Origin of the sequence: Bradyrhizobium algeriense, from assembly GCF_036924595.1 — a bacterium.
Lineage (GTDB): Bacteria > Pseudomonadota > Alphaproteobacteria > Rhizobiales > Xanthobacteraceae > Bradyrhizobium > Bradyrhizobium algeriense.
The window spans coordinates 4195009-4218158 of sequence record NZ_JAZHRV010000001.1 but is presented as its reverse complement, the minus strand read 5'-3'; the positions used below and the strand labels follow the sequence as shown (position 1 = coordinate 4218158).

General features: G+C 61.7%; 24 protein-coding genes. 9 read left to right on the top strand and 15 right to left on the bottom strand.

The genetic code is table 11. The annotated features are described in order from the left end of the window. Window positions 1–50: 50 nt before the first annotated feature. Entirely contained in the window at window positions 51–194 is a 144-nt protein-coding gene (locus V1286_RS20610) for a hypothetical protein (RefSeq protein WP_334482127.1), read from the bottom strand. On the opposite strand from V1286_RS20610, the gene V1286_RS20605 reads away from it, so the two are divergent. Further along, the gene (locus tag V1286_RS20605) at window positions 184–1026 is read left to right on the top strand and encodes an amidohydrolase family protein (RefSeq protein WP_334482126.1); all 843 of its coding nucleotides are present in this window, start codon (window positions 184–186) and stop codon (window positions 1024–1026) included. The two genes, V1286_RS20610 and V1286_RS20605, sit on opposite strands and share 11 nt — an antisense overlap. Before the next feature lie 221 nt (window positions 1027–1247). On the opposite strand, the gene V1286_RS20600 is transcribed toward V1286_RS20605, so the two are convergent. The 6 genes from V1286_RS20600 to V1286_RS20575 form a co-directional block, all read right to left on the bottom strand. Further along, a complete protein-coding gene (locus V1286_RS20600; RefSeq protein WP_334482125.1) occupies window positions 1248–2285 on the bottom strand; it encodes an ABC transporter ATP-binding protein in 1038 nt (345 codons plus the stop codon). Continuing rightward, window positions 2278–3258, bottom strand: a complete 981-nt coding sequence (locus V1286_RS20595; protein ID WP_334482124.1) for an ABC transporter ATP-binding protein — start codon at window positions 3256–3258, stop codon at window positions 2278–2280. The genes V1286_RS20600 and V1286_RS20595 overlap by 8 nt, the downstream gene beginning before the upstream one ends. Beyond that, window positions 3255–4076, bottom strand: a complete 822-nt coding sequence (locus V1286_RS20590; protein WP_334482122.1) for an ABC transporter permease — start codon at window positions 4074–4076, stop codon at window positions 3255–3257. The genes V1286_RS20595 and V1286_RS20590 overlap by 4 nt, the downstream gene beginning before the upstream one ends. Window positions 4077–4143: 67 nt before the next feature. Further along, window positions 4144–5079, bottom strand: coding sequence for an ABC transporter permease (locus tag V1286_RS20585; protein ID WP_334482121.1), 936 nt, complete (start codon window positions 5077–5079; stop codon window positions 4144–4146). Between the two features lie 60 nt (window positions 5080–5139). Beyond that, window positions 5140–6735 (bottom strand): ABC transporter substrate-binding protein, encoded by a 1596-nt coding sequence (locus V1286_RS20580; protein WP_417021166.1) that lies wholly within the window; start codon window positions 6733–6735, stop codon window positions 5140–5142. Window positions 6736–7363: 628 nt separating this feature from the next. Then, the gene (locus tag V1286_RS20575; RefSeq protein ID WP_334482117.1) at window positions 7364–7681 is read right to left on the bottom strand and encodes a helix-turn-helix domain-containing protein; all 318 of its coding nucleotides are present in this window, start codon (window positions 7679–7681) and stop codon (window positions 7364–7366) included. A gap of 483 nt (window positions 7682–8164) precedes the next feature. On the opposite strand from V1286_RS20575, the gene V1286_RS20570 reads away from it, so the two are divergent. Continuing rightward, window positions 8165–9124, top strand: coding sequence for a fatty acid desaturase (locus tag V1286_RS20570; protein WP_334489801.1), 960 nt, complete (start codon window positions 8165–8167; stop codon window positions 9122–9124). A gap of 190 nt (window positions 9125–9314) precedes the next feature. On the opposite strand, the gene corA is transcribed toward V1286_RS20570, so the two are convergent. The 6 genes from corA to V1286_RS20540 all read right to left on the bottom strand — a co-directional run bounded on the left by corA (window position 9315) and on the right by V1286_RS20540 (window position 14571). After that, window positions 9315–10280 carry a magnesium/cobalt transporter CorA gene (gene corA, locus V1286_RS20565; protein ID WP_334482115.1) on the bottom strand — a complete coding sequence of 322 codons (966 nt, stop codon included), beginning with the start codon at window positions 10278–10280 and terminating at the stop codon, window positions 9315–9317. A gap of 103 nt (window positions 10281–10383) precedes the next feature. Beyond that, on the bottom strand, window positions 10384–11244 hold the full coding sequence (locus tag V1286_RS20560; RefSeq protein WP_334482113.1) for a DUF4118 domain-containing protein: 861 nt from the start codon (window positions 11242–11244) through the stop codon (window positions 10384–10386). A 189-nt stretch (window positions 11245–11433) separates the two neighbouring features. Next, window positions 11434–11595: a hypothetical protein gene (locus V1286_RS20555; protein ID WP_334482111.1), complete on the bottom strand. Its 162-nt coding sequence runs from the start codon at window positions 11593–11595 to the stop codon at window positions 11434–11436. A 404-nt stretch (window positions 11596–11999) separates the two neighbouring features. Then, on the bottom strand, window positions 12000–12509 hold the full coding sequence (locus tag V1286_RS20550; RefSeq protein WP_108513011.1) for a hypothetical protein: 510 nt from the start codon (window positions 12507–12509) through the stop codon (window positions 12000–12002). A gap of 246 nt (window positions 12510–12755) precedes the next feature. Then, window positions 12756–14183 carry an APC family permease gene (locus V1286_RS20545; RefSeq protein WP_334482107.1) on the bottom strand — a complete coding sequence of 476 codons (1428 nt, stop codon included), beginning with the start codon at window positions 14181–14183 and terminating at the stop codon, window positions 12756–12758. A gap of 67 nt (window positions 14184–14250) precedes the next feature. Beyond that, a complete protein-coding gene (locus tag V1286_RS20540; protein WP_334482105.1) occupies window positions 14251–14571 on the bottom strand; it encodes a hypothetical protein in 321 nt (106 codons plus the stop codon). Between V1286_RS20540 and V1286_RS20535 the strand changes: the two genes are divergently transcribed. From V1286_RS20535 to V1286_RS20505, 7 genes are all read left to right on the top strand, one after another. Further along, the gene (locus tag V1286_RS20535; protein WP_334482104.1) at window positions 14566–15564 is read left to right on the top strand and encodes an aldo/keto reductase; all 999 of its coding nucleotides are present in this window, start codon (window positions 14566–14568) and stop codon (window positions 15562–15564) included. The genes V1286_RS20540 and V1286_RS20535 overlap by 6 nt on opposite strands. Window positions 15565–15584: 20 nt before the next feature. Further along, window positions 15585–15956 (top strand): hypothetical protein, encoded by a 372-nt coding sequence (locus tag V1286_RS20530; protein WP_334482103.1) that lies wholly within the window; start codon window positions 15585–15587, stop codon window positions 15954–15956. 362 nt (window positions 15957–16318) lie between these two features. After that, complete coding sequence (locus V1286_RS20525) at window positions 16319–18655, top strand: TonB-dependent receptor (protein WP_334489799.1); 2337 nt, start codon at window positions 16319–16321, stop codon at window positions 18653–18655. 16 nt (window positions 18656–18671) lie between these two features. After that, window positions 18672–18974 (top strand): hypothetical protein, encoded by a 303-nt coding sequence (locus tag V1286_RS20520; RefSeq protein ID WP_334482102.1) that lies wholly within the window; start codon window positions 18672–18674, stop codon window positions 18972–18974. Between the two features lie 28 nt (window positions 18975–19002). Then, entirely contained in the window at window positions 19003–20586 is a 1584-nt protein-coding gene (locus tag V1286_RS20515; RefSeq protein WP_334482100.1) for a PepSY-associated TM helix domain-containing protein, read from the top strand. Beyond that, window positions 20583–20852 carry a hypothetical protein gene (locus tag V1286_RS20510; protein WP_334482099.1) on the top strand — a complete coding sequence of 90 codons (270 nt, stop codon included), beginning with the start codon at window positions 20583–20585 and terminating at the stop codon, window positions 20850–20852. Before V1286_RS20515 ends, V1286_RS20510 begins: the two co-directional genes overlap by 4 nt. Before the next feature lie 53 nt (window positions 20853–20905). Beyond that, the gene (locus tag V1286_RS20505) at window positions 20906–21064 is read left to right on the top strand and encodes a hypothetical protein (protein WP_334482098.1); all 159 of its coding nucleotides are present in this window, start codon (window positions 20906–20908) and stop codon (window positions 21062–21064) included. Window positions 21065–21126: 62 nt separating this feature from the next. Here V1286_RS20505 and V1286_RS20500 read toward each other — a convergent pair whose 3' ends face one another. Next, window positions 21127–22095 carry a zinc-binding dehydrogenase gene (locus V1286_RS20500; RefSeq protein ID WP_334482096.1) on the bottom strand — a complete coding sequence of 323 codons (969 nt, stop codon included), beginning with the start codon at window positions 22093–22095 and terminating at the stop codon, window positions 21127–21129. Between the two features lie 32 nt (window positions 22096–22127). Next, complete coding sequence (locus V1286_RS20495) at window positions 22128–23120, bottom strand: NAD(P)H-dependent flavin oxidoreductase (RefSeq protein WP_334482095.1); 993 nt, start codon at window positions 23118–23120, stop codon at window positions 22128–22130. Between the last annotated feature and the right edge of the window lie 30 nt (window positions 23121–23150).

Below are 23150 nucleotides of genomic sequence, written 5' to 3'. Positions count from 1 at the left end.
AAGTTGTAAGGTGGCGCAATTGTAATTGCGCCACACCTGTGGTCAGCCGTTCAAGTCGTGTGGTTGATATCCGCTTCCCGCCACAGCGGATGTTGCTGGACGCATTGCAGCGTGGCGTTCTTGCCATCTGGACACGGGCCGGCCGCATTGTCCAAAATCGCCGGCAAAAGAGCGGAGGCGACGATGCCGATCATCGATTCCCAGGTCCATGCCTACGAGGCGAACAGTCCGAAGCGGCCTTGGCACAGTGTGCCGAACTGGCCCGATCACGTCACGGGTGACGAGATGGTGGCGGCAATGGACAAGGTTGGCGTCGACGGCGCGATCTTCATCTCCGCCTTTTCGTTGTACCGCTACGACGCCAGCTATGCCGTGGAAGTGCAGCGGGCCCATCCCGGTCGGCTCGCCATCGTCAAGCCGGTCGACCCTGACGATCCCGGCGTGGCCGACGTCGTCGCGGACTGGAAGAAGACGCGGGGCACGGTCGGCATCCGCATCATGCTGACGAAGGAGGCGAGGCGCGCGCCTGATCACCCCGGCCTCGACCGGATCGCGCGCGCGGCGGTTCGCCATGATTTTCCGGTCAACCTCCTGTGCTGGGACAATCTGGACGCGGGCAGGGCGCTGATCGATCGCCATCCCGATACGCGGTTCATCATCGATCATCTGGGCATCCTGCAGCCACGCGTGCCGCCGGCGCCGCCCGAGCCTTGGGCCGATCTTCCGAAGGTGCTCGAGCTGGCCAAGCGACCGAACGCCGTGATCAAGGTCAGCGGCGCCTGCACGCTGTCCCGCGAGCCGTATCCTTTCCCTGATATTTGGGACCCGCTCGCCCGCGTGTTCGATGCCTGGGGCTTCGATCGCTGCTTGTGGGGCACGGACTGGACGCGGGCGTTTGCCGTCGTCAACTACGAGCAGGCCGTCGAGCCCTTCCGCAAGACCAGCCGCCTGAGCGACGCCGAGCGGGCCATGCTGATGGGCGGTGCCTCCGTCAAGGCTTATGGCTGGTCGCCGAAGAAAGAATAGCGCATTGCGGTAACACGCCAGCACGGTCACCGTAATTCGGAAGACATCTACTTGGAGTGCGTAGGGCGGATTGGCCGAAGGCGTAATCCGCCGCTGCGTCTCAAAGAAGATGGCGGATTACGCTGCGCTAATCCGCCCTACGCAAGTCATCGTAATTCGAAAGACATCTGCTCGGAGTGAGTTCTTCTGAGTTTGACCCCATAGCAAACCTGCATTCCGTCCTAGGGATGCTCGCTTTCCATCGAAGTCAACGTCGTCTGACCGGCAATCTCGTCAGCTCGCCAACAGCGGACCGAGTGTCCGTCGGGACGCGTTTCAAGCGATGGCCCAGGCTCACGATGACACACGGCTTCGGCGTAACGACAGCGCGGACTGAACGCACATCCGTCTGGCGGACTTAGCGGATTGGGAGGCTCGCCCTTTGTCGTCGCGAGCGGTGCGCGGCGTAGCGGATCGGGAATGGCGGCGATAAGGGTTTGCGTATACGGGTGCGCCGGTCGTTCGAAGATTTCGCGCCAGTCGCCTGTCTCCACAATGCGGCCGAGATACATCACGGCGACCCTGTCGCTCATGTGCTCGACAACACCGAGGTCGTGGCTGATCATGATGTAGGAGAGGCCGAGAGTTTCCTTCAATTCCAACAGCAGATTGATGATCTGGGCACGGATGGAGACATCCAGCGCCGATACAGGTTCGTCACAGATGACAATTTTGGGATTGAGGATCAGCGCGCGAGCAATGCCGATGCGCTGACGCTGGCCGCCCGAGAATTCATGCGGGTAGCGGCCGGCCTGTTCGGGCCGGAGGCCCACATGCCTGAGCATCGCCGCAACGCGCCCGTCGATCTCGCTTTTGGCCGTCACGCCATGCAGGCGTAGCGGGGCTTCAAGCGTGCGACGAACGGTCTGGCGTGGATTGAGCGAGGCGTAGGGGTCCTGAAACACCATTTGTACGATGCGGGCCAATGCCTTTCGATCGCCCGATTGCCGGCCCGTCACGATCTGCCCGTCCAGCACGATGCGGCCCCGCGTCGGCATCTGCAGGCCAAGTATCGAAAGCGCGACGGTCGACTTGCCGCAACCGGATTCGCCGACCAGACCGAGGCATTCACCGCGCTTCAGTTCGAGATCGATGCCGTCGACCGCACGCAACAGCCGCCGGCCGCCACCCAGCAAGCCGCCGCCAACCGGAAAATGGACCGCGAGATCCTTCACGCTGAGGATGACATCGTCGCCAGGTCTCTGCGCAGATTCATGCATGGTGATGGCACCTGACTAGTCCGCCTGCACCGAGCAATGTCGTCTCCGGCGCGATGGCCCGGCAAATGTCGGTCGCCCGCGCGCAACGCGGATTGAACCGGCAACCGTCCGGGAAATCCGCGATCGCCGGTACGACGCCCGCGATCTCCCTGAGCCGCGTCCGGCCAAGAGCTGCGCGACTCCCCAGCCGCGGCAGCGAGTCGACCAGGCCTTGCGTATAGGGATGCGCGCATACGCGGAAGATATCGGCCGAGCCGCGCTCCTCGACAATGCGACCGGCATACATGACGGCGACGCGGCGGCAGACGTTGGCGACCAGGCCCAGATCGTGGCTGATCATCAAAATCGCCGTACCTCGCTCGGCGCATAAATTCCGCATCAGCTCGATGATCTCCGCCTGCACCGTCACGTCGAGCGCGGTTGTCGGCTCGTCGGCGATCAGAAGATCCGGCCCGCATGCGAGTGCGATGGCGATCATCACGCGTTGACGCATGCCGCCCGAAAGCTGGTGCGGGTAATCCTTCACCCGTCGCTCGGGTGCGGGGACGCGGACGCTCGCCAGCGCCTCGACGGCCAGTTGGTTGGCTTCCCGCCAGTTCTTGCCCTTGTGCAGCACGAACATCTCCGCGATCTGCCGGCCAACAGGGGAAACCGGATTAAGCGCCGTCATCGGCTCCTGGAAGATCATGGCGATGCGATTGCCGCGCAACGCGCGTTGCTCGGCCGCGGCAAGTCTCTGGATCTCCCGGCCGTCAAATCGTATGGCACCGGCACCGATCGAAAGCGGCTGGCGCAACAGGCCGATCAGAGCGAGAGCTGTAATACTCTTGCCGCAGCCGGATTCGCCGACAAGGCCGAATGTCTCGCCACGATCGATGCGGAATGAAACGCCCTCGACCGCCGCGACATGGCCGGATCGGTCGTTGAGATCGATGCGTAAATCCTCGACTTCGAGCAGAGGAGGGCTCGTCATGTGCGTCGGCTCCGCGACTGTGGATCGAGAACGTCACGCAAGCCATCGCCGAGCAGATTCAGGCCGAGCACCGTCAAGAATATGGCGAGGCCGGGGAAAATCGAGAGCCACGGCGCCGTTGTGATCTGGTCGCGGGCCTCTGACAGCATGCTGCCCCAGCTTGGATAGGGCGGGCGGATTCCGAGGCCAAGGAACGAAAGCGCGGCTTCGGCCAATACCGCGCCGCCCATGCCCAGTGTGCCGATGACAATGATCGGTCCCAGCATGTTCGGCAGCAGCTGCGTGATCATGATGCGCAGATCGCCGTAGCCGAGCACCCTTGCCGCCTGGACATAGCCCTGGCTCTTGAGCGACAGCGTCGACGCCCGTGCTATCCGGCAAGTGAACGACCAGTTGGTCAACCCGAGCGCGATGAGCAGGCTGGTCAGGCCGGGTCCAAGGACCGCCATGATGGCAAGCGCGAAGATCAGCGAGGGGATCGCGAGCATCAGATTGGTCAGGCCATTGACGACGTCGTCCCACCAGCCGCCCCAATAGCCTGCGGTCACGCCCAGTGTCACACCGATGACGCTGTTGACCAACTGCGAGACGATGCCGACCGTCAGCGAGATGCGCGCGCCGTGCACGACGCGGGAATAAATGTCGCGGCCCTGCGCGTCGGTGCCGAACCACCAGATCCAGCTCGGTGGCTCTTCCGCATTCAGCAAATTGGCATCCATGACAGGATCGGTATGCGCCAGCCAGGGCGCAAACAGGCCGACGAAGATCGCAAGCGCGAACAACGCCCCGCCGATGATGAGACTGGCTCCGAGCTTCATCGCGGCCGCCCCGCCGCGGCAGGCGATTCAGTCAATCGCGCACAGGCATGATGGAGCCGGCCGGCGCTCATGCGTATCTGATCCTGGGATCGATCACGCCATAGAGCACGTCAATCAACAAATTGATCGCGAGAAAGAACAGCACCACAACGAAAATAGAGCCCTGGACAGCGGGAATGTCACGCTGCAGCACACTGTCGACGAGCAGCGAGCCGATGCCCGGCCAGGAGAACAATTTCTCGACCACGACCGCCTGTCCCATCAACGCGCCGAATTGCAGGCCGATCGTCGTGAGAATGATGACGAGAGCATTGCGCATCACATGCCACTTCACGACCCGGGTCTCGCTCATGCCCTTCGAGCGCGCCGTCCGGACAAAATCCGCGGTCATGATCTCGAGAACCGCCGCGCGCGTCGTCCGTGCCAGCAGCGCCATTGGCGAGACACCGAGCGTCACCGCAGGCAGGATCAGATATTTGAGCCCTCCATCGCCATAGCCAAAACTCGGCAGCCAGCCGAGTTTCAACGCAAACAGGTACATCAGCAGCAGCCCGAGCCAGAATTTAGCCATTGAAAGGCCGGAGACCGCCACGACCATTGAGATCGTGTCGACGATGCCGCCCGGCTGGAGCGCTGCGATGAACCCGAGCGGTACGCCGATCACAATCGCAAACATCATGGCGGCAAATATCAATTGCAACGTTGGCCACATTCGTTTGGCGATCATGGTCGTGACCGGCTCGCGCGTCCGGAACGACGTCCCCAAATCGCCTGTCGCGAGCCTGGCAATGTAGGCGCCGAAGCGGACGTAGACGGGATCGTCGAGGCCGAGCTGCTTTTTCATGCGCTCCGCGACCTGCGGGTCCGCCGCACCCCGGCCGTCATCGCTCATGCTCGATACGATACTGCCCGGAACGACGCTGAACAGCACAAAGATCACCAGCACGACAGCCAGCACGGTCGGAACGGTTTGCAGGATTCGACGGATCAGGAAGGCGAGCATTGCAACTATTCCTCCCTCCCTCCATCGTTGCTTGCGATGGAGGGAGGGTGAGCGCGCGTGTCACTTCGCGGGCGAGGTTTCGTCGACCCAGAGGTCTTCGACGTTTTGATGGGTCAGTTCCGTCGCGTTCAACTGAATCCCCTTGAGCCACGGCTGCACCGCCATGACCGCCTTGTTATAGTTGAAGAACCAGACCGGCGCTTCGTCATAGAGCAGGGCATTGGCCTTTTGCAGCAGCTGGACGCGCTTGGCGGCGTCGTCGGTCTGACCGGCCTCATCGATCATCTTGTCGAAGTCCGCGTTCTTGAAGGTCGTGTAGTTGCAGGCTGATTGCGGTGTGGATGAGTAGAAGCATTTCAGCGCTGCCTGGGGATCCGGGCCGGTCGCCATGGAATAGACATAGGCCTGGAAGTCGCCCTTGCGAAGGACCTCCGCCAGCACCGCGGTCTCGACCTGCTTGACCTTCACCTTGATGCCCACTCTGTCCAACATCGGAATAATGGCCTCGACGATCGGCAGGCCCCAGCTTTCATTCTGGCTCGTCGTCCATTCGAATTCAAAGCCGGTGGGATAGCCGGCGTCCGCAAGCAACTGCTTCGCCTTCGCGGGATCGAAGGCGTAGGGCTTCATCGTCTTGTCGTAGAGCGGCGAGGTCGAGGTCAGAGGCAGCCAGCTAGTGGCGCGATAGGCCTTGCCTTTGACCAGCTTGCTGATGATCAGGTCGGTGTCGATCGCATGGTTGATCGCCTGCCGGACCCGCTTGTCGGCAAACGGTTTGAATCCCGGATTCATCCCCATGTGACGCGTGAAGACCTCGGCGACTTCAGCGATAGTGCCCTTGAGGTTGGGGTCGGCCTGATAGGCGACGTATTGCGCGGGCCCGAGCACAGAGGTGTCGATTTCCTTGTTGCGGAAGGCGACGTCGCGCGCCGCGGCTTCGCCCATGGTCGAGACGATGAGCTTGTCGGCATACGGCTTGCCGGGCTTGTAGAACCTGTCCCACCGCTCCAGAACGACGCGCGATCCCGGCACATGCTCGACGAATTTGAACGGCCCAAGACCGATCGGCTTCTGGATGAAGCCCTCCTTCGCGCCTTCGTCGGCGGGATAGATGGAAGTTATCGCGGTGAAGAAGTAGAAGCCTGGATCGACCTTCTCGGTCAGCTTCATTTCAAGCGTGAAGTCGTCGATTTTCTTCAGGCCGGAGATTTCCTTGGCCTGGCCCTTCTCGACCTCGGCCGCGCCCTCGATCACGCGGACAAAACGCGCCCCGGGATAGGCCTTGGAGCCGTCCATGATGCGATTGAAGCTCCAGATGACGTCATCCGCCGTCATCTTGCGGCCGTGATGGAAATAGGCGTCGTCGCGCAGCTTGAAGGTGTAAACGAGACCTCCGCCCGAGACGGTGACCTCCTTGGCAAGCTCCGGAACCGGCTTGCCCTCAGCGGAATCCCAGAAGTAGAGCGAGCGATGCAGGCCTTTGGCGAATATCTCGTCCTGGGCGCGCTGTGTCGTATGGATGTCCATGCTGGAGAAACTGGAGCCATAGGGCGCCGTCATACGAATGGTTCCGCCCTTGCGCGGTGTCTGGGCCTCCGCCGTGGCGGCGAGTGCCAGTCCCAAACCAGCCACGATCGCAATCTTCTTGAACATCATGCTTCTCCAACCGTGCAGAAGTGTCCCGATCAGCGAGTTGACCACTCGCAGCATGTCAAGCGCAAGGTCCTGATTAAGGCGAACGGGACCAATACTTGTGCAGCGTCAATGGGAGGGGTGGGATGACCTTAGAAAGGCAGCACGTGGTGCGCCATCTGGTCCGAGGTGTCGTCGGCGGGCCAACCAGGACGCGTGTCAAATGAAGTGGGCAGGAGCGCGGAAGATAGATCGTTCACCGGAATTGATTTGATCGCTCTCGCCCCTTGCGCGCAATTTGTGCGGGCATGCAAGCGATTGCGATTGAACGGATTTTGGGTTCCGTACTGAATTCGTGGAGCCATGTTCGGAGACAATAGCCGTCGTAAGCCTTGATACCAGTTCCAGACGGCAGTCCTAAACCCCGGCCCGGCGCCGTTGGTTGAAGCGGTTAGCGTATGCGAGCCGCAGCGCTCGGGAATATCCGCCCATGACACACCGGTCCCGTGGACCCGCGCCTGTGGCCTGTCATCACGGCGGCAAATATCAAGGTTGAGTAACGGGCATTCGACATTGCATAATCTTCGTTCAGTCGGAGGAACAGCGATGCAATTGCGGGTCTCACTTCCGAATGGCGCAGCCCCTCGGGAGATCATCCGGTGGCGAGAGCCCTCCGGCGGTCGATTCCGCGCGAAATGCGTTTTGACGCATGCAGCGTTTCCGAAGGATATTCGCCGAACAGCGATCGGTAGTAGTGCGAGAAGCGGCCGAGTTCGATGAAGCCGTGTTGCATGGCGATCTCGCCGATGGTGGCGATGGCGGGGGTGTTGTCTCGTAGCGCGGAGTGGATCGCGCAGAGCCGCTTGCGGCGGAGGAAAGTAACCGGTCCCAAACCCAGCATGTCGTAGAACGCCCGGTGCAGGCTGCGCCGCGAGACGTTGAACTGGGCGCAGATTTCCGAAATGTGCACCGGCCGGGAGCCCGTCGTGTCGAGATAGTGTTCGACGTTTCGAACGAGTTGAAGAGGGACTGGAACCGCATCTTTCCAAGGGGAGGCGGGGATCAATGACCCGGATTTCCGGAACGAACCCCGGGTTTACACGGGGCGATCTGCCCGGGACGGTGGCGGGCGCCGCAGCGTTCGTGACGCGGCGTTGCGGTCCTTGACGCCACCCCAATTCCTGTCCATATGTCCGGCAGTCGACACTTGGCCGAACCGCTGGGCGCTTTGCCTTGCCACTGACAGGCACGCACGTTTCAGACCCTTCTCCAAACATCGATCAACCGACGCAGGCGCCGATCCTTCGGCGCCTCGATTTTACGTGCACTGTCAGAAGGGAATACCTCTGTGCCTAATACAGCCTTGCAGCGCTCTAACAGGCAAGAGGCCGTTGGCGTCGTTCAACCGCCCAGTGGAGGCGATGACGTCCTCAACGCCCGGCGCTGGCAGCGCATCTTGAGCAACTACAGCACCCCAAGTCGGCTGCGCAGCATTGCCGAACTGGCGATCACGGCCCTGCCGCTGGTGATGCTGTGGGCCGCGGCCTGGTTCACGTTCTCCCTCGGCCATGCCTGGGCGTCATTACTTATCGCTATTCCGGCGGCCGGCTTTCTCGTGCGCCTGTTCATGATCCAGCACGACTGCGGTCACGGCACCTTTTTTGCCGGCCGTCTGGCGAATGACTGGGTCGGCCGCGTCATTGGCGTGCTCACGCTCACGCCCTACGACTGCTGGCGCCGCTCGCATGCGATTCATCATGCCACCACCGGCAACCTCGATCGCCGCGGTATCGGCGATCTCGATACGCTGACCGTGCGCGAATACCGGGCGCTTCCCTGGTGGGGCCGTCTGAAATACCGCCTTTACCGCCACCCGCTGATCATGTTCGGGGTCGGGCCGGCCTATCTGTTTCTTTTGCAACAGAGGCTCCCGGTCGGCCTCATGCGCAATGGTTGGCAGCCCTGGGCCAGTACAATGGCAACCAATCTCGCGATTGCCGTGATCGTCGCCGTGCTCACATGGTTTATCGGCATCAAGGCGTTCCTGCTCGTGCACCTTCCGATTACGCTCCTGGCCGGCACGGCCGGCGTATGGCTGTTCTACGTGCAGCATCAGTTTGAGCATACGATGTGGGACCGCGACGACAGCTGGGACCTGCGTCAAGCCGCGCTGCACGGCAGCTCACATTATGAACTGCCGGCGCTGCTACGCTGGTTCACGGCCAACATCGGCATTCACCACGTGCATCACCTCAGCAGTCGTATTCCCTATTACCGGCTGCCGCGCGTGCTGCACGACCATCCTGAGCTGCGCGACGTCGGTCGCATCACGCTCCTGCAGAGCTTTCAGTGTGTACGGCTTGTATTGTGGGACGAGGCGCAGCGCCGCCTGGTGTCGTTCCGGGAAATCTGAGCCCCGGGAATTTTCAGGAAGCCGCGCGTAGGGCGGAGGGCGGATTTAGCCCAACGGGTCCGCGCAAAAGCGCGGCCCGCCACGAGTGCAATTGCGCTCGCGCAGTGATGACAGGCTCCGGCGCAATCCGCCGCCAAGTCTCAGGTAAGATGGCGGATTACGCTGCGCTAATCCGGCCTACACGCCGCCATCAAAGCCATCGAGCGCGCTTGAAACGCACGTAGAGCACCGTGCAAAGCAGGACGATAATGCCGACGATGATAAAGTAGCCGTATTGCGTCTTCAACTCGGGCATATTTTCAAAATTCATGCCGTAAATTCCGGCGATCGCGGTGGGTACGGCAAGTATTGCGGCCCAAGCGGCCAGCTGCCGCGTGATCACGCCCTGACGCTGCTGCTCCAGCAGATTGCTCACTTCAAAAACCGAAGTCAGAACGTCTCGCAAGGAGTTCACCATCGCATCGACGCGTCGCACGTGGTCCAGGACGTCCTGGAAATAGGGACGAGCGTTAGCATCGAGGCACGGTGTATCAAGGTGGACAAGCCGGCCGCAAACCTCCGTCATGGGGCCGATGATCCTCTTAAACCGGATCAGTTCCTGGCGTAGCCCGAAGATCCGCTTGACCTCTGCACGGCTGAGGAAGTTGTCGAGAGCGCTTTGTTCCATGGTTAGGACGCGTTCCTCGATCGTTTCGACAATCGGGAGATAGCCATCAACGATAAAGTCGAGGATGGCGTGGAGAACATAGTCTGGGCCTTGGCCCAGCAGGCTAGGCGCCGCTTCGAGTTGCGCGCGGAGTTCGCTATGCGCCCGAGCCGAGCCATGCCGAACCGAAATGATGAAATTCTTCCCGACAAAAATTGCGGTTTCGCCATAGGCGATGTGGTCGCGCTCAAGATGAGCGGTGCGTGTCATTACAAACAGTTGATCGCCGTAAACATCAACCTTCGGTATTTGGTTGGCTTTGAATGCGTCCTCAATCGCAAGAGGATGGAGTCCATAGTTTTTCTCAAGTTGCTCAAGTTCTCGTTCCGAAGGCTCGAATAAGCCGATCCAGACAAACTCGGATTTTCCCTTGCAATCGATAGGCTCGTCCAAGGAAACGACTTTTACATTCTTGCCATTACGATACAGGTGGGCTGCCACGACGCTCACAACGAGCTTCCTCCGAACTTATTGAGCGGGGTGCACCATCCAAATCAATTGAGCCGCTTGGCTACATTTTGTTGCAGTCCCTGCAGCGCTCGCGCCCGCGGATTCAACCGGCGGGCCGGGCGTCGGCTCTCCCCCGTGCATGTTGACGGTCAAGCACCAGGGCCAAGACACGCACAACGATGCTGACCAGCGTATCTGGTGCCGAAGGGCGTTCGTCCGGGTCGAATGCTAGTCCAATGACGGCATTCGGGCCTTCGGCCGTCTTCACAGGCCAAAAGTCAAACCGCGAGGCCAAGTTCGGGTAGACGTCGCTGCGCATGACAGTCCCGGTTGCCAGCGACGATCGCGCCGCCTCCAATTCGGCCTCCTGGGGTTCTACGTCGCCGACTCTCTCTAGGGAAACAACTCTGTCGCCCTCCGTAACGAGCATCACGACGGCAGGAACCTGGAAGAGCGCGGCAAGGGCTTGCGAAGTGATCGAGACGATCGCCTTCGTATTGCCGGCCGCGACGACGTCACGGCTGTAGCCTTGCAGCATAGCCGTCTGTCTTCTTAGCAGTGCCGCCTCGGTCGCCCTCTGGCGGGAGGTGAAGGCAACGCCGCTCACGATGAGACCGACGACAAGCAGCAGTCCAATCGCCCAGATGTTCGCCGCGTCGTCGACGGCCAGCGAGTAGCGAGGCTCGGTCAGGAAAAAATTGAAGGCCAAGGCGCCAAGGATCGCCGAACAGAGTGACGGGCCCAGGCCGAGGCTGACGCCCGCGATGATCACCGGAACGACAAACACCAGGGACAGGTTTGGAATGCTCATCCTGGTGTCGACACCGACAGCCACGACCGTCGCGACGGCGGTCATTGCAATGGAAGCAAGGTAGCGCATCACTTCCGATGTGACCGGGCCAAAAAGGGGAACGGCATCGGGCGCCGGGGTCATGTCCTGCAGCTTCGATTCAACGTCGGTCATCGCTTCAACTCCTGGCTTTAACTCCTGCCTGGCACCTGGACGACAACGCGTTGGCCGAAGAGCAAACCGGCCAAAGCCCTGATAAGCTGACCCGATTATATCCCAACTTCACCGGCGCGTGAGCCGCATCAAACATGAGTTCCATATGTCATCCAGACCACGGCGACATCTGGAACGCAGGAAACGGGCTTATGGCCTGCTGCCGTCGGCGAGGACGATCATCGCGTTGACCGCGATGCTGACGGTCAGAAGGCCGCCGAGCAGCACGGCCAGGTGCATGGACTTTTCGACATCCATTCCGCCAAAAGGGCGCGCCATTCCCAAACAACAGCTTGGGCAGACATGGCTCATTCTCCATTCCGTTCGGTCGTGATTTTCGACCGCACGCGAGAGATCGGTCTGCCGGCATATAAAATCGAGAGGACGAGCCGGCCGGCGGTATAGGAACGTCATAAAGGTTCCATGCCCGCTGACTGCGCGGAGGGCGATTAGCTCAATGGGTCCCGCGCAAAAGCACGACCCGATGACAGGCTTCGGCGTAATCCGCCGCTGCATCCCAAATAAGATGGCGGATTACGCTGCGCTTGATTCGCCTTGTGGTGCTCCCCGCCGCACCTTCCGATCATCGGTTCAAACGCGCTACGACGAGGTGATCGAACCGGACCTCTGTTTACTGCGGGGCCTTCAGTTTAACGCGGTGTATGGGGCTCAACCGGCAATTTTCGGACCTCAGCCTCGGACCTCAGCCTTGGACCTCAGCCTTCCTGGGCGGCTCGGGGCTCATTTTTCTTTGGCTTAGTTCGAACGGTGGCCGGAGCTGCGATCTTGTCCCTCATTTCAGCACAGGTCTTGCGTACCTCCGCCATCACCAGCGAATAGGTCTCAATCTGGAGGAAGACGCGCTTGGCCTCCTGGCGGTATCGCTCCGCGGTTTCCTTGAGCTCATCGATCACGACGAGCGTCTCGCGGCTCATGGCCTCGCATTGCTTGACGTGCTCGACCAGCTCAACGCCGAGGGCCTCGATGTCTTTCGCCACAGCTTCGTATTCGCGGACAACAGCCTCCGCCGACAGCTTGCCGATCTCGGTGGCCCCGTCGCGATGCTCGACATAGTCGGGCAGCGCGAGATCCGGCGCGCGTACCGAAGGCGGCGCGAAATCGCTCGGCTGGGATTCGCGATCCTGCGGCAGCTTTCGAAATTCTTCCTCGATCTCGCGTTCAAGATCGATCGCATCAAAGATCGGCGGTTTGGTCGACTGCGCCATGACAATGCTCCTTGAATGAAAATGTGAGCGGGCAGGCAAAATGCTGCTAAAGGGTTAGCTGCTCGGGAAAACCAAGCAACAGAAGCCCTTTGGTAAGCTTATTAGTTAAGCTTTATGTCCGCGCTGCGGGTTAATTCTGGAACCGCAAGAAACTCCCGCCGTGCGCGCCGAAAGCGGCGAGGACGTCATCAGACAAGGTCGCCACCAGACAAGGCCGTCATCAGACCAAGTCGTCCTGGGCTGCAGCTAGTTCACGGGTCCCTGGCCGCCCATCGTCTCCATTTCCGGCTCGTCGGGTCTGACGCCCTGGGCGCGGTTGACCAGCATCGTGATCAGCCAGAGCACGACGCCGATGGCGATCAAGACCCCGGCGACGTGGTACTGAACGATCGCCCGTCCGGTCCATGGCCCGGCCAGGAATGCGCAGGTGATTGCGCCCAGCACCGGCAGGATCGTCGGCGTGCGAAAATGGTCGTGCGCAACGCTATCCTTGCGCAGCGCCAACACCGCGATATTGACCACCGCAAACACACAGAGCAGCAGCAGCGCGGTCGTTCCGCCGAGCGCAGGCACTTCGCCGACGATGGTGATCAGTCCGAACGCCAGCAGCGTGGTGAAGCCGATCGCGATATAGGGCGTACGCCGGCTCGCATGCACCTTGCCAAGCAACGGCGGCAGCACATGTTCGCGGCTCATGCCGTAGACGAGCCGGCTCGCCATCAGCATGTTGATCAGGGCGGAGTTGGCGACCGCAAACATGGTGATGAAGCCGAAGATCCAGACCGGAAAGTTCGGCGCGCCGGCCTGCACCACTTTCAACAGCGGCGTCTCTCCTTCGCCGAGCTGCGCCGGCGGAACCAGCGTAATCGCCGAGATAGAGACCAGCACGTAGATTGCGCCGGTGATGAACAGGCCGGCGAGCAGCACTTTTGGGAAATCCCGTGTCGGCTCCTTGCATTCCTCGGCCATGTTGACGGAATCTTCGAAGCCGACCATGGCGAAGAAAGCGAGCGTGGTCGCGGCGATTATCGGCCAGATCAGACCGGCATCGCCTGCCTTGAACTGCATGACGCGCGAGACGTCACCCTGACCCAGGCTGATCGCCCACAGGCCGATGACGATGATGATCAGCAGGCCGGTTAGTTCGACGCAAGTCAGAACTACATTCGCTTTCACGCTTTCGCCGACGCCGCGGAAGTTGACCGCGGCAACGATCGCCATGAAGACGAGACCCGTCATGGTGATGCCGAACCCCGACAAGCCCAGGCCAAGCGCGCTCGACATGTTTGCAGAGAAAGCTCGCGAAGCCGTGGAAGCGGAGGTAATTCCCGAGCACATCACCGCGAACGCAACGATGAACGTGATAAAGTGGATGCCGAACGCCTTGTGGGTGTAGAGCGCGGCGCCTGCGGCCTTTGGATACTTGGTAACGAGTTCGAGATAGCTCAGCGCAGTGATCAGCGCCACGACGAAGGCGACAAGGAACGGCAGCCAGACGACGCCGCCCACCTGGTTGGCCACCTGGCCGGTGAGTGCATAGATGCCGGTGCCGAGAATGTCACCGACGATGAACAGCAGGAGGAGCCACGGGCCCATGACACGATTCAGGCTCGGCTCGGCATCAGTAGTGGCAGGTGATACAGGTGTCGCGGCTTTCAAGGAGAGATCGGTCATCGCACAGCCTCTCAACTGATCTTGCACGCGCATTCTTGTCCGCAAAGCTGATACCGGCCGTTGCGACTCACGCGTGCGTCTGGCGTCGTTGCCAGCACACAGCGTATTGGCTTTCACGCCGCCGCCAAGACTTATTTGCGGTGATGATCGAACTGCGATGTGGAAAGCGCGTGCGGGTGCGAAATGGAACCCGCACCGCGCCCGTCTCGAAGCCGTTCAGTGGCGGGTGATTGGGATGGTAGTCGCGCAAGCCGAAGAAGAATTGAGTAAAGTTTTCCCACTTCCACTTTTGTGGGCGCCGATCATCACGGCGGCAAATATCCAGGTTGAGTAACGGCCGTTCGACCTTGCATACTCTCTCTAACCATTCGGAGGAAAAGCGATGCAATTGCGGGTCTTTGGGCGCACGGGAATGCGGCTTTCGGTGCTGGGCTTCGGTTGCGGCGCGGTGGGCGGATTGATGGTGCGCGGCGATGCTGCCGACCAGGAGCGAACCATCGCGCGGGCGATTGCCGCCGGCGTCAACTATTTCGACACCGCCGTGCAGTACGGCGACGGCGAATCGGAGAAGAACCTTGGCCGCGTTTTGCAAAAGCTGAAGCCGGCCAACGTCGTCGTCGGCACCAAGGTCCGATTGCCGGCTAGCGAGACCGGCCGCATTGATGATGCGGTCGGAACATCACTCGAAGGCAGCCTGACGCGGCTGCGTCTTGAACAGGTCGACATCCTTCATCTGCACAATCCGATCACCGAGAACGGCGGCGGATCGGCGCTCAGCGTCCGGCAGGTGCTCGACGATGTGGCGCCGGCGTTCGAGCGCCTGCGCCGGCAGGGCAAGATTCGCTTCCTCGGAATGACGGCGCTCGGCGATACGGCGGCGCTGCATCAGGTGATTGGTGCGCGCGTCTTCGACAGCGCGCAGGTCGTCTACAACATGCTCAATCCATCCGCGGCCTGCGAATTGCCGGCGCGCTATCCGGCGCAGGACTATGCGCGATTGTTCGATGCGACCCAGGCTGCCGGCGTTGGCGTCGTGGGCATCCGCGTGCTGGCCGGCGGCGCGCTGTCGGGCTCGGCCGAGCGTCATCCGATTGCGGGGCCGGCGCCTGAGCCGATCGGCTCGGCGGTGAGCTACGATGCCGATATCGATCGCGCGCGCCGCCTGATGCCGCTGATAGAGGAGGGGTTCGCCACCAGCCTGACCGAAGCCGCCACGCGGTTTGCGCTGTCTCATCCGGCGATGGGTACGATCCTGGTCGGCATGGCGACGCCGCAACAATTCGAGGACGCGCTCGCTGCTGCCGAAAAAGGTCCGCTGCCGCAAGCTGCGCTCGACCGGCTTTCGACGCTGCGGCAGGCCTTTTCAGGCGAACCGCGATAAGCATTGATGGTGGGCACGGCGTGAAGAACGCCTTTGCCCCGCCCTACAAAGCTGCGTCGATCCTGCTGTCCGAATTCTGCAGCGCGGGCGCCAGCGTGGCGTCGGGCTGCGGTGTGATCGCCGGCAAGGTCGGGCGCTTATACGGATGCGGATCCTTTCGTCGAACGCCAAAATGGCAAATGACAGTGTCGATGCTTTCATCTGGCCTTCGCAACCTTCGTCCATGCTGCGCCAGCCAGGCCTGCATCCTTGCGATCGAAGCCCGGCCGACCCCGCTGATCTCGGAAAGCTCACGCCTCGTGTGCAGGGATATGATCTCGGGAAGGAAAACGGCGCGATCGGCAGCGCACCGCACGACGAATGATGCATACGGCGCATTCGTCATCAATTGAATGATCCTGTCCGGCAGATCCGCGCCGGAAGTGACGGCAACCTTGTTTGCGCTTGTCATATGAAGCAGCTTGATCCTGAATACGATAGGTGGGGTGAACCTGAATCATCCTAAGGTTGCTCGCAATCATACATGACCGCGTCAAATTATCACGCGCCATGAATTGATGTGCTCAACGCAGTCAGCACTTTAGAATTAGAACAATTAGAAACTGCTGCACTCAACTTGGGCAATCGACTTGCAACGTTGCCCGGTTGTCACAGACGCAATCCGTCGTGCACGCACACCATCATCTTAGATGACTTCTACTCGCCCATTCGACTTGGGAAGTTAGAACGACTTCGTGGGGAGTTGGGTGAAAGTATGACGCATGCGATTGCGACCGGAAATGTTGTGCGTGTTATTTCGTTGGGGGCGGTGAGCTATCTTGCTCTTTCGCTGGATTTTGCAAGTGGTCAGAAAGCATTCGCGCAATCGAATTTGCCGCCGGTCACCGTCGATGCTCCAGGGCAGCAACGTGCGCGGCCCGCAGCACAGAGATCGCAGACATCCACCTCGCGTGTGCAACGGCGTGTCGCTGCACCGGCGCCTCGCCGCGTCGAACCGGTCCCATATGTGACGCCTTCGACCGGAACGCTCGGCGCACCGCCGGCTCCCTATGCTGGCGGACAGGTGGCGACGGGCGGCAGCCTCGGATTGCTCGGCAACCGCGGCGTGATGAATACGCCGTTCAACCAGACCAGTTACACGGCAGAACTGATTGCAAACCAGCAGGCACGCACCGTCGGCGATGTCCTGTTCAACGATCCGTCGGTCCGGATGAAGACGCCCGCCGGCAACGGCATCGACGGCCTCTACATCAGAGGTTTCTACCACGACAGCGGCGACTTCTTGATGAACGGCCTCTATGGAATGGCACCGTTTTATGCATCATCGGCGAATTTCCTCGATCGTGTCGAGGTTCTGAAGGGGCCGGGTGTGCTGCTCACCGGCATGCCGCCCGCAGGTGGCATCGGAGGCAGCATTAACCTGGTGACGAAGAGCGCGCCCGACTTCGACATCACGCAGTTGACCACGAGATATATATCCAAATCCCAAGTCGGAGCGCTGGTCGATGTGGCACGGCGCTACGGCGAGCACAAGGAATGGGGAATCCGGTTCAATGGTGGGGGAGGAGGCGGACGGACCGCGTTCGACCGGCAGACCGATCAGATCGGCAACGCCGTACTCAATATGGACTACCGCGGCGAGCGTGTGCGCTTCTCCGCGGATCTCGGTTACCAGGCCGAAAATCTTTCGCCGCCGCTGCGGTTCCTGACGTTCACCACCAGCCCTCCTTTTGCGACCACCATTCCGGTTCCAGCCTTACCGAAGCCCGGCGCCAATTACATGCCGGACTGGGCGTCGTGGAAGCCGAGGGACACGTTCGCAATGGCGCGCGGCGAAGTCGATCTGACCGAGTCGGTCACAGCATATGGCGCGTTGGGATACCACAAGAGCGAGATCGACTACATCTATCCGTCGCCGCGCATTACGAACGCCAACGGCAACTGGACGGCCGCTCCCTTCAATGGACGCGACGTCTATGACAATTATGCGGGTGAGGTCGGCGTTCGCGCTTCGGTTGACACCGGCCCCGTCAACCACCTCCTGACCGTCAACTACTCGGCCTTCGATCGGGACTACAGTTCGTTCGGTAAGGCCGGCGCGGCCGTCAATTCAAACCTGTACAACCCGGTCGCGATCCCTTACCCGAACTTCGCCACCGTCGTCCAAAATCTGGAGACCCGGACGAAGCTTTCGAGTGTCGGCATCGCGGACACGATGTCGATGTTCGACAACAGGCTTCAGTTCGTCGTTGGGGCCAGACGGCAGACGGTGGGTGTGGACAGTGTAAATCTCCTGAGCGGCGCCAAATCGAGTATCGATGTTCCGACCTGGAGCCCCGGCTATGCAGTAATCGTTAAGCCGGTGGAGAACGTCTCGCTCTACGCGAACTACATCGAGGGTCTCAAGGTGCCGGAAGTTGTCACCGGAGCCACGACGTACTCGAACGTCGGAGAAATCATTCCGCCTGCTCAGACCAAGCAGAAGGAAGCCGGCTTCAAGATCGATATGGGCCGCATCACCTTCACGGCGAGCGTGTTCGATATCACCAGCCCGAACACGATGTCGGTCCCTGTGCCGGGAGTAGTACTACCCGCAAAGCGACTTGCCGGCGAGCAGCGCAATCGTGGCCTCGAACTGTATACCTTCGGCGAACTGACGCCGACGTTCCGAGTCCTGGGCGGCGTGACTTTCATCAACGGCGAAGTGGTCAAGCAAGCGGTCTCGGTTGGACCGATCATTATCAGCTACAACGGCAATACACCCGTGGGTGTATCGGCGACAAACCTCAATCTTGGCGCCGAATGGGACACTCCGTTCATGCGTGGGCTCACGCTGACGGGCAGGGTCATCTATACCAGCGAGAGTTACGCCAACGATGCGAATACGCAGGAGCTGCCGGCGTGGACGCGAGTCGACCTCGGTGCGCGCTACACCTTCACGTCACCCTGGAACGGCAAGCCGATTGTCGTTCGCGCCAGTGTCGAGAACGTCTTCAACGAGGCGTACTGGAACTCCTATCGCACGGTTAGCAGCGCCGTATCCCTCGGCGCTCCCCGAACCTATCTGCTGTCGACGACGTTCAATTTCTGAGGTGAGGGGAGGCAATTTGGCGGCTGCGAACTCCAGCATTGCGGAACCCGGCCGCCTGCATCCCTGGCTGCGCGCGTTGCTGGCCGGACCCTGCGCCGTGGGGCTCACGGTTCTCATCATCGCCGTGATGCCGTTCTGGGTGCCCAAAGGGAGCGGCGGAGTTGACCACATCGCGTTGCCGTTGTTCTTCATGCCGGCGATCTGGGGCTTGATCTTCTTCTATGCCTTGCTCGACCGGAGCCTCGGCCGCATCGTGATCATCATGACGGGCATCGCCGTCATTCACCTGATCGCGTTAAGAGCTATTCTGTTCGGCTGAGACGATCCTTCGACCCCGCGGAGAAGTCGTGATTAACCTGAAAGCACGCGAAACCAGGACGCTGGTGGCGGTCCACGGCTGGGCCGGCGCATTGCTGGGCCTGTTGCTGTACGCCGTCATCGTAACCGGCACGGCCGCCGTGTTCGCGAACGAAATCAAGGCCTGGTCGGGCGGGCTGCTCGGAACAAGCGAGCCGCTGAGCCAGCCGCTCCATGCCGTGCTCGCGCGGCTGGAGGCGGAAACGCCCGCTCAGTTCCGCGAGGACCTCTCCTTGCGGGCGACGCCCGCCGGCAATGTGTGGGTGTTCTTCCACACCGACGAGACCATCAACGGCGCGCGCCGCGAGCGCGGAATCCTCACCACGATCGGGCCGGAGGGCCGGATCGTCTCGCGCGCCGAAGGTTTTGGCAACGAACTCGCGGCCAACGATCCGTTCACGGCGCTCGGGCGCTTTTACGTCGACCTCCATGTGCGGCTGCACCTGCCGAATCCGTGGGGGCTGATCCTCACGGGCATTCTCGGTCTCGCCATGCTGGTGGCGGCGGTCTCGGGCATCCTGATGCACCGGCATTTGTTCCGGGACATCTTTATCCTGCGCGGACGTGACCGGCTGGTCGGCCTGCGCGACCTGCATTCCGTTGCCGGGACGTGGACGCTGCCGCATGCCTTCGTGCTCGCGTTCACCGGCGCCTATCTCAGCTTCACCATCGCGGTCGCCTTGCCGATGCTGGCGAAGATCGCGTTCAAGGGCGATGTGCGCGCGATGGTCACGACGCTCAACGGGATGCCCATGGTCGATCCGCGTCCTGCCGTATCCGCCAATCTCGACGACATCCTGTCCGATGCGCGCAGGCGCGCCGACGCGCCGCTGTTGTTTGCCGCGTGGGAAAACCGCGGCCGCGCCGACGCGCGCATTACCGTATTTCCGGCGCCCAGGCGCGGCGATCTGTCGGCGTCGCGCCTGATCTACAATGGGGCGACCGGCGAACTCATTCGCGAGCGGCCGATCGTCGGCACAAAACCGTCGCTCGGGGCATCCTTGCTCGGTCTGATCGGCCCGGTTCACTTCGGCAATTTCGCTGGATGGTGGTCGCGCGCCGTGTGGTTTGCGCTTGGCGCGGCCAGCGCCTACGTGGCCTGGAGCGGATTGAATCTCTGGGTCCGGCGACGCGCCGACCAGCGCGGCTGGCGCGTGCTCGGGCGCGTGACCGCGTGGGTGGGAGGCGGCCTGCCTTTTGCGATGGCAGCGGCAGCCGCGGCCTATTTCATCAGCCTGCCATCGCTGGCATCCGTGTTCTGGACGCCGGCGGCCTTTCTGATCGCTGCCGCACTCGCCGTTGTCCCGGCACTGCGGATGCGATCGATCGAGCGGGTCCCGCCGCTGCTGTTCGGCGCGACCGGCGTGTTGCTGATGGCGCTTCCGCTGCTGCGTGCCGCGGCCGGCGGCCCAAATTGGCGCGCAGCGCTTGCGACCGGGCAGAGTGCGGTGCCGGTGATGGATGTCCTGGTCGCGCTCGGCGGCGTCGTTTGCGTGCTGTCCGCCACCATGGCATTGCGAACCCGCGAGCCGGCCGCATTCGACGCGGGCTCCTTCGTGCAGTCCGCCGAATGATGCTGCTCGGCTGGCTCGGCTTATCCGGTGCGCTGGTAAGCGCCGCCTGCATCGCGCTCCTTGCGGCGGTCGATCCGAAGCGTCGCGGTGTCGCCCTCGCGCGGCCCGGCCTGCGCTGGTTGCTCTTATCAGGTGCGTTCATGCCCGGCCTCGCACTCGGCCTCGCCAGCCGCTGGAGCGATTTTCTGATCTGGATCGGCGCGGCCGCCATCCTCGGATGGGCGATCGCAGCGCTGGCCAACACGCGCCGAAAGCCTCGTTCATAGGCCGTGGGGCGGATGCCCTTCCATTTTGGGCGGTTCGACCGTATCTTTCTCTCATGACAAAACTGCTCGAAAAAGCCCTGGAAGCCGTGCGGCGCTTACCTCCTGACAGCCAAGATGATCTGGTCTATTACACGGCTCACGATGAGGCCGAGGAAATTATTGTCCTCGCCATCCAGCATCCCGCCCGCGAGCGCGAACGTTCGGATGCGTAACGGCGTGGGTCCCGGCTCTGCGGAGCAGCGCTCACGCGCTGCACCCCGTCCGGGACAGGCATCTACAACGTCACCACGATCTTGCCGAGGTGCTTGTTGGCTTCCATGTGCTCGAACGCTCTTCCGATCTCGGCGAAGGGATAGACCTTGTCGATCGGCAGTTGCAGTTTTCGCGATTCCACCGCGCCCCAGATGTCCTTGCGGACTTCGTCGAAAATCTCGCGGATTTCCTCGATGGTGCGGGTGCGGAAGGTGACGCCGATATAGTTGATGCGGCGGGCGGCGTGCAGGTCGAAATTGAAATCGGCGTGGGTGCCGCCGAGCCGGCCGACATTGACGATGCGGCCCTTGACCTTGGTTGCCGCGAGATTCTGGTTCGCAACCTTGCCGGAAACCTGGTCGACGATCAGGTCGACGCCTTCGCCATTGGTGGCTTTCAGCACCTCGTCGACCCAGCCGGGATCGCTGGAATCGATCGCCAGATCGGCGCCGAACTCCTTCAGCCGGCCGCGGCGCATCGCATCCGTCGAGGAGCCGATGACGAGTTTTGCGCCCTTGAATTTTGCGATCTGCATCGCCATCAAGCCGACGCCGGAACTGGCGCCCTGGATCAGGACCGTCTGGCCTTTCTGCAGCGCGCCGTTGGTCACGAGCGCGTTGTGCATGGTGGCGAGCGCGACCGGGAGGGTGGCGGCCTCCTCGAAATTCATGTTCGAGGGCGCGCGGAACAGCCGGCCATGGTCGGCCAGCGTATACTCGGCAAACGCCGCGCCGCCCGAGCCCATGATCTTGTCGCCGACCTTGATGCCTTTTGCATCAGGGCCGAGTTCGGCGACTTCGCCGGCCCATTCCATGCCGAGCACGGTGCCGACGCCGCCGGCCGCGCCATGCGCATGGCCCTTGGTCATGCCGAGGTCGGCGCGGTTGAGGCCGCAGGCATGGACCTTGACCAGCACCTGTGTGCCCTTCGGCGAAGGTTTTGCAACATCGGTGATTTCAGCGCCGCTGGCGCCGTAGACATAGGCTTTCATGGCTCTTCTCTTTCTTTGCTAGTAGCGCGCGCCTATTCGGCGGCCTGCCGCTGGGCGCCCGACATCATGCCTTCGAGTCGACTCTGGATGATCGCTTCCGCCTCGCGCATGATGCGGGACACCAGTTCGGCGCAGGTCGGAATGTCGTGGATCAGGCCCTGGACCTGGCCGGCCGACCAGATGCCTTCATCGGCATCGCCTGTCGCGTAGACCATCTTGCCGCGGGCGCCGGCGACCAGTTCGCGCACGTCCTCGAACTTCGCGCCTTCCTTCTCCATCGCCACCACCTTGGTTGAGATGGTGTTCCTGGCGACGCGCGAGGTGTTGCGCATGGTGCGGAAGATCAATTCGGTCTCGCGCTCGTCATTGGCGACGATGCGCTCCTTCACGAGCTGATGGATCGGGCTTTCCTTGGTGCACATGAAGCGCGTGCCCATGTTGATGCCCTCGGCGCCGAGCGCGAGTGCGGCGACCAGGCCGCGGCCGTCGCCGAACCCGCCGGAGGCGATCATCGGGATCTTGATCTTGTCGGCGGCCGCCGGGATCAGGATCAGGCCGGGGGTGTCGTCCTCGCCGGGATGTCCGGCGCATTCAAAGCCGTCGATCGAGAGCGCATCGACGCCCATCCGCTCCGCCGACAGGCCGTGACGGACACTGGTGCATTTGTGGATGATCTTGATGCCGTGCTTCTTGAACTCGGTGACGTGTTCCTGCGGCTTGTTGCCGGCGGTCTCGACGATCTTGATGCCGGCCTCGATGATCGCCTGGCGATACTCGGCATAGGGCGGCGGCTTGATCGCGGGAAGAATGGTCAGGTTGACGCCGAACGGCTTGTCGGTCATGTCGCGGCAGCGCGCGATTTCCTTGGTGAGATCCTCCGGCGTCGGCTGCGTCAGCGCCGTGATCAGCCCGAGCGCGCCGGCATTGGCGACGGCCGCGACCAGCTCGGCGCGGCCGACCCACTGCATGCCGCCCTGGACGATCGGATGCTCAACGCCAACGAGTTCGGTAAATCGCGTCTTCATGTCTGCCCTCTGTGTTTCCATAAGCATTTT

Coding starts and splice junctions, on each gene's coding strand:
- V1286_RS20550 (WP_108513011.1), bottom strand. CDS start 12,509: ATGGCGCAGTCGACCAAACCGCCGATCTTTGATGCGATCGATCTTGAA.
- V1286_RS20535 (WP_334482104.1), top strand. CDS start 14,566: ATGCAATTGCGGGTCTTTGGGCGCACGGGAATGCGGCTTTCGGTGCTG.
- V1286_RS20560 (WP_334482113.1), bottom strand. CDS start 11,244: ATGACCGACGTTGAATCGAAGCTGCAGGACATGACCCCGGCGCCCGAT.
- V1286_RS20510 (WP_334482099.1), top strand. CDS start 20,583: ATGATGCTGCTCGGCTGGCTCGGCTTATCCGGTGCGCTGGTAAGCGCC.
- V1286_RS20525 (WP_334489799.1), top strand. CDS start 16,319: ATGACGCATGCGATTGCGACCGGAAATGTTGTGCGTGTTATTTCGTTG.
- V1286_RS20545 (WP_334482107.1), bottom strand. CDS start 14,183: ATGACCGATCTCTCCTTGAAAGCCGCGACACCTGTATCACCTGCCACT.
- V1286_RS20555 (WP_334482111.1), bottom strand. CDS start 11,595: ATGAGCCATGTCTGCCCAAGCTGTTGTTTGGGAATGGCGCGCCCTTTT.
- V1286_RS20610 (WP_334482127.1), bottom strand. CDS start 194: ATGATCGGCATCGTCGCCTCCGCTCTTTTGCCGGCGATTTTGGACAAT.
- V1286_RS20495 (WP_334482095.1), bottom strand. CDS start 23,120: ATGAAGACGCGATTTACCGAACTCGTTGGCGTTGAGCATCCGATCGTC.
- V1286_RS20505 (WP_334482098.1), top strand. CDS start 20,906: ATGACAAAACTGCTCGAAAAAGCCCTGGAAGCCGTGCGGCGCTTACCT.
- V1286_RS20605 (WP_334482126.1), top strand. CDS start 184: ATGCCGATCATCGATTCCCAGGTCCATGCCTACGAGGCGAACAGTCCG.
- V1286_RS20585 (WP_334482121.1), bottom strand. CDS start 5,079: ATGCTCGCCTTCCTGATCCGTCGAATCCTGCAAACCGTTCCGACCGTG.
- V1286_RS20600 (WP_334482125.1), bottom strand. CDS start 2,285: ATGCATGAATCTGCGCAGAGACCTGGCGACGATGTCATCCTCAGCGTG.
- V1286_RS20590 (WP_334482122.1), bottom strand. CDS start 4,076: ATGAAGCTCGGAGCCAGTCTCATCATCGGCGGGGCGTTGTTCGCGCTT.
- V1286_RS20595 (WP_334482124.1), bottom strand. CDS start 3,258: ATGACGAGCCCTCCTCTGCTCGAAGTCGAGGATTTACGCATCGATCTC.
- V1286_RS20500 (WP_334482096.1), bottom strand. CDS start 22,095: ATGAAAGCCTATGTCTACGGCGCCAGCGGCGCTGAAATCACCGATGTT.
- V1286_RS20580 (WP_417021166.1), bottom strand. CDS start 6,735: ATGATGTTCAAGAAGATTGCGATCGTGGCTGGTTTGGGACTGGCACTC.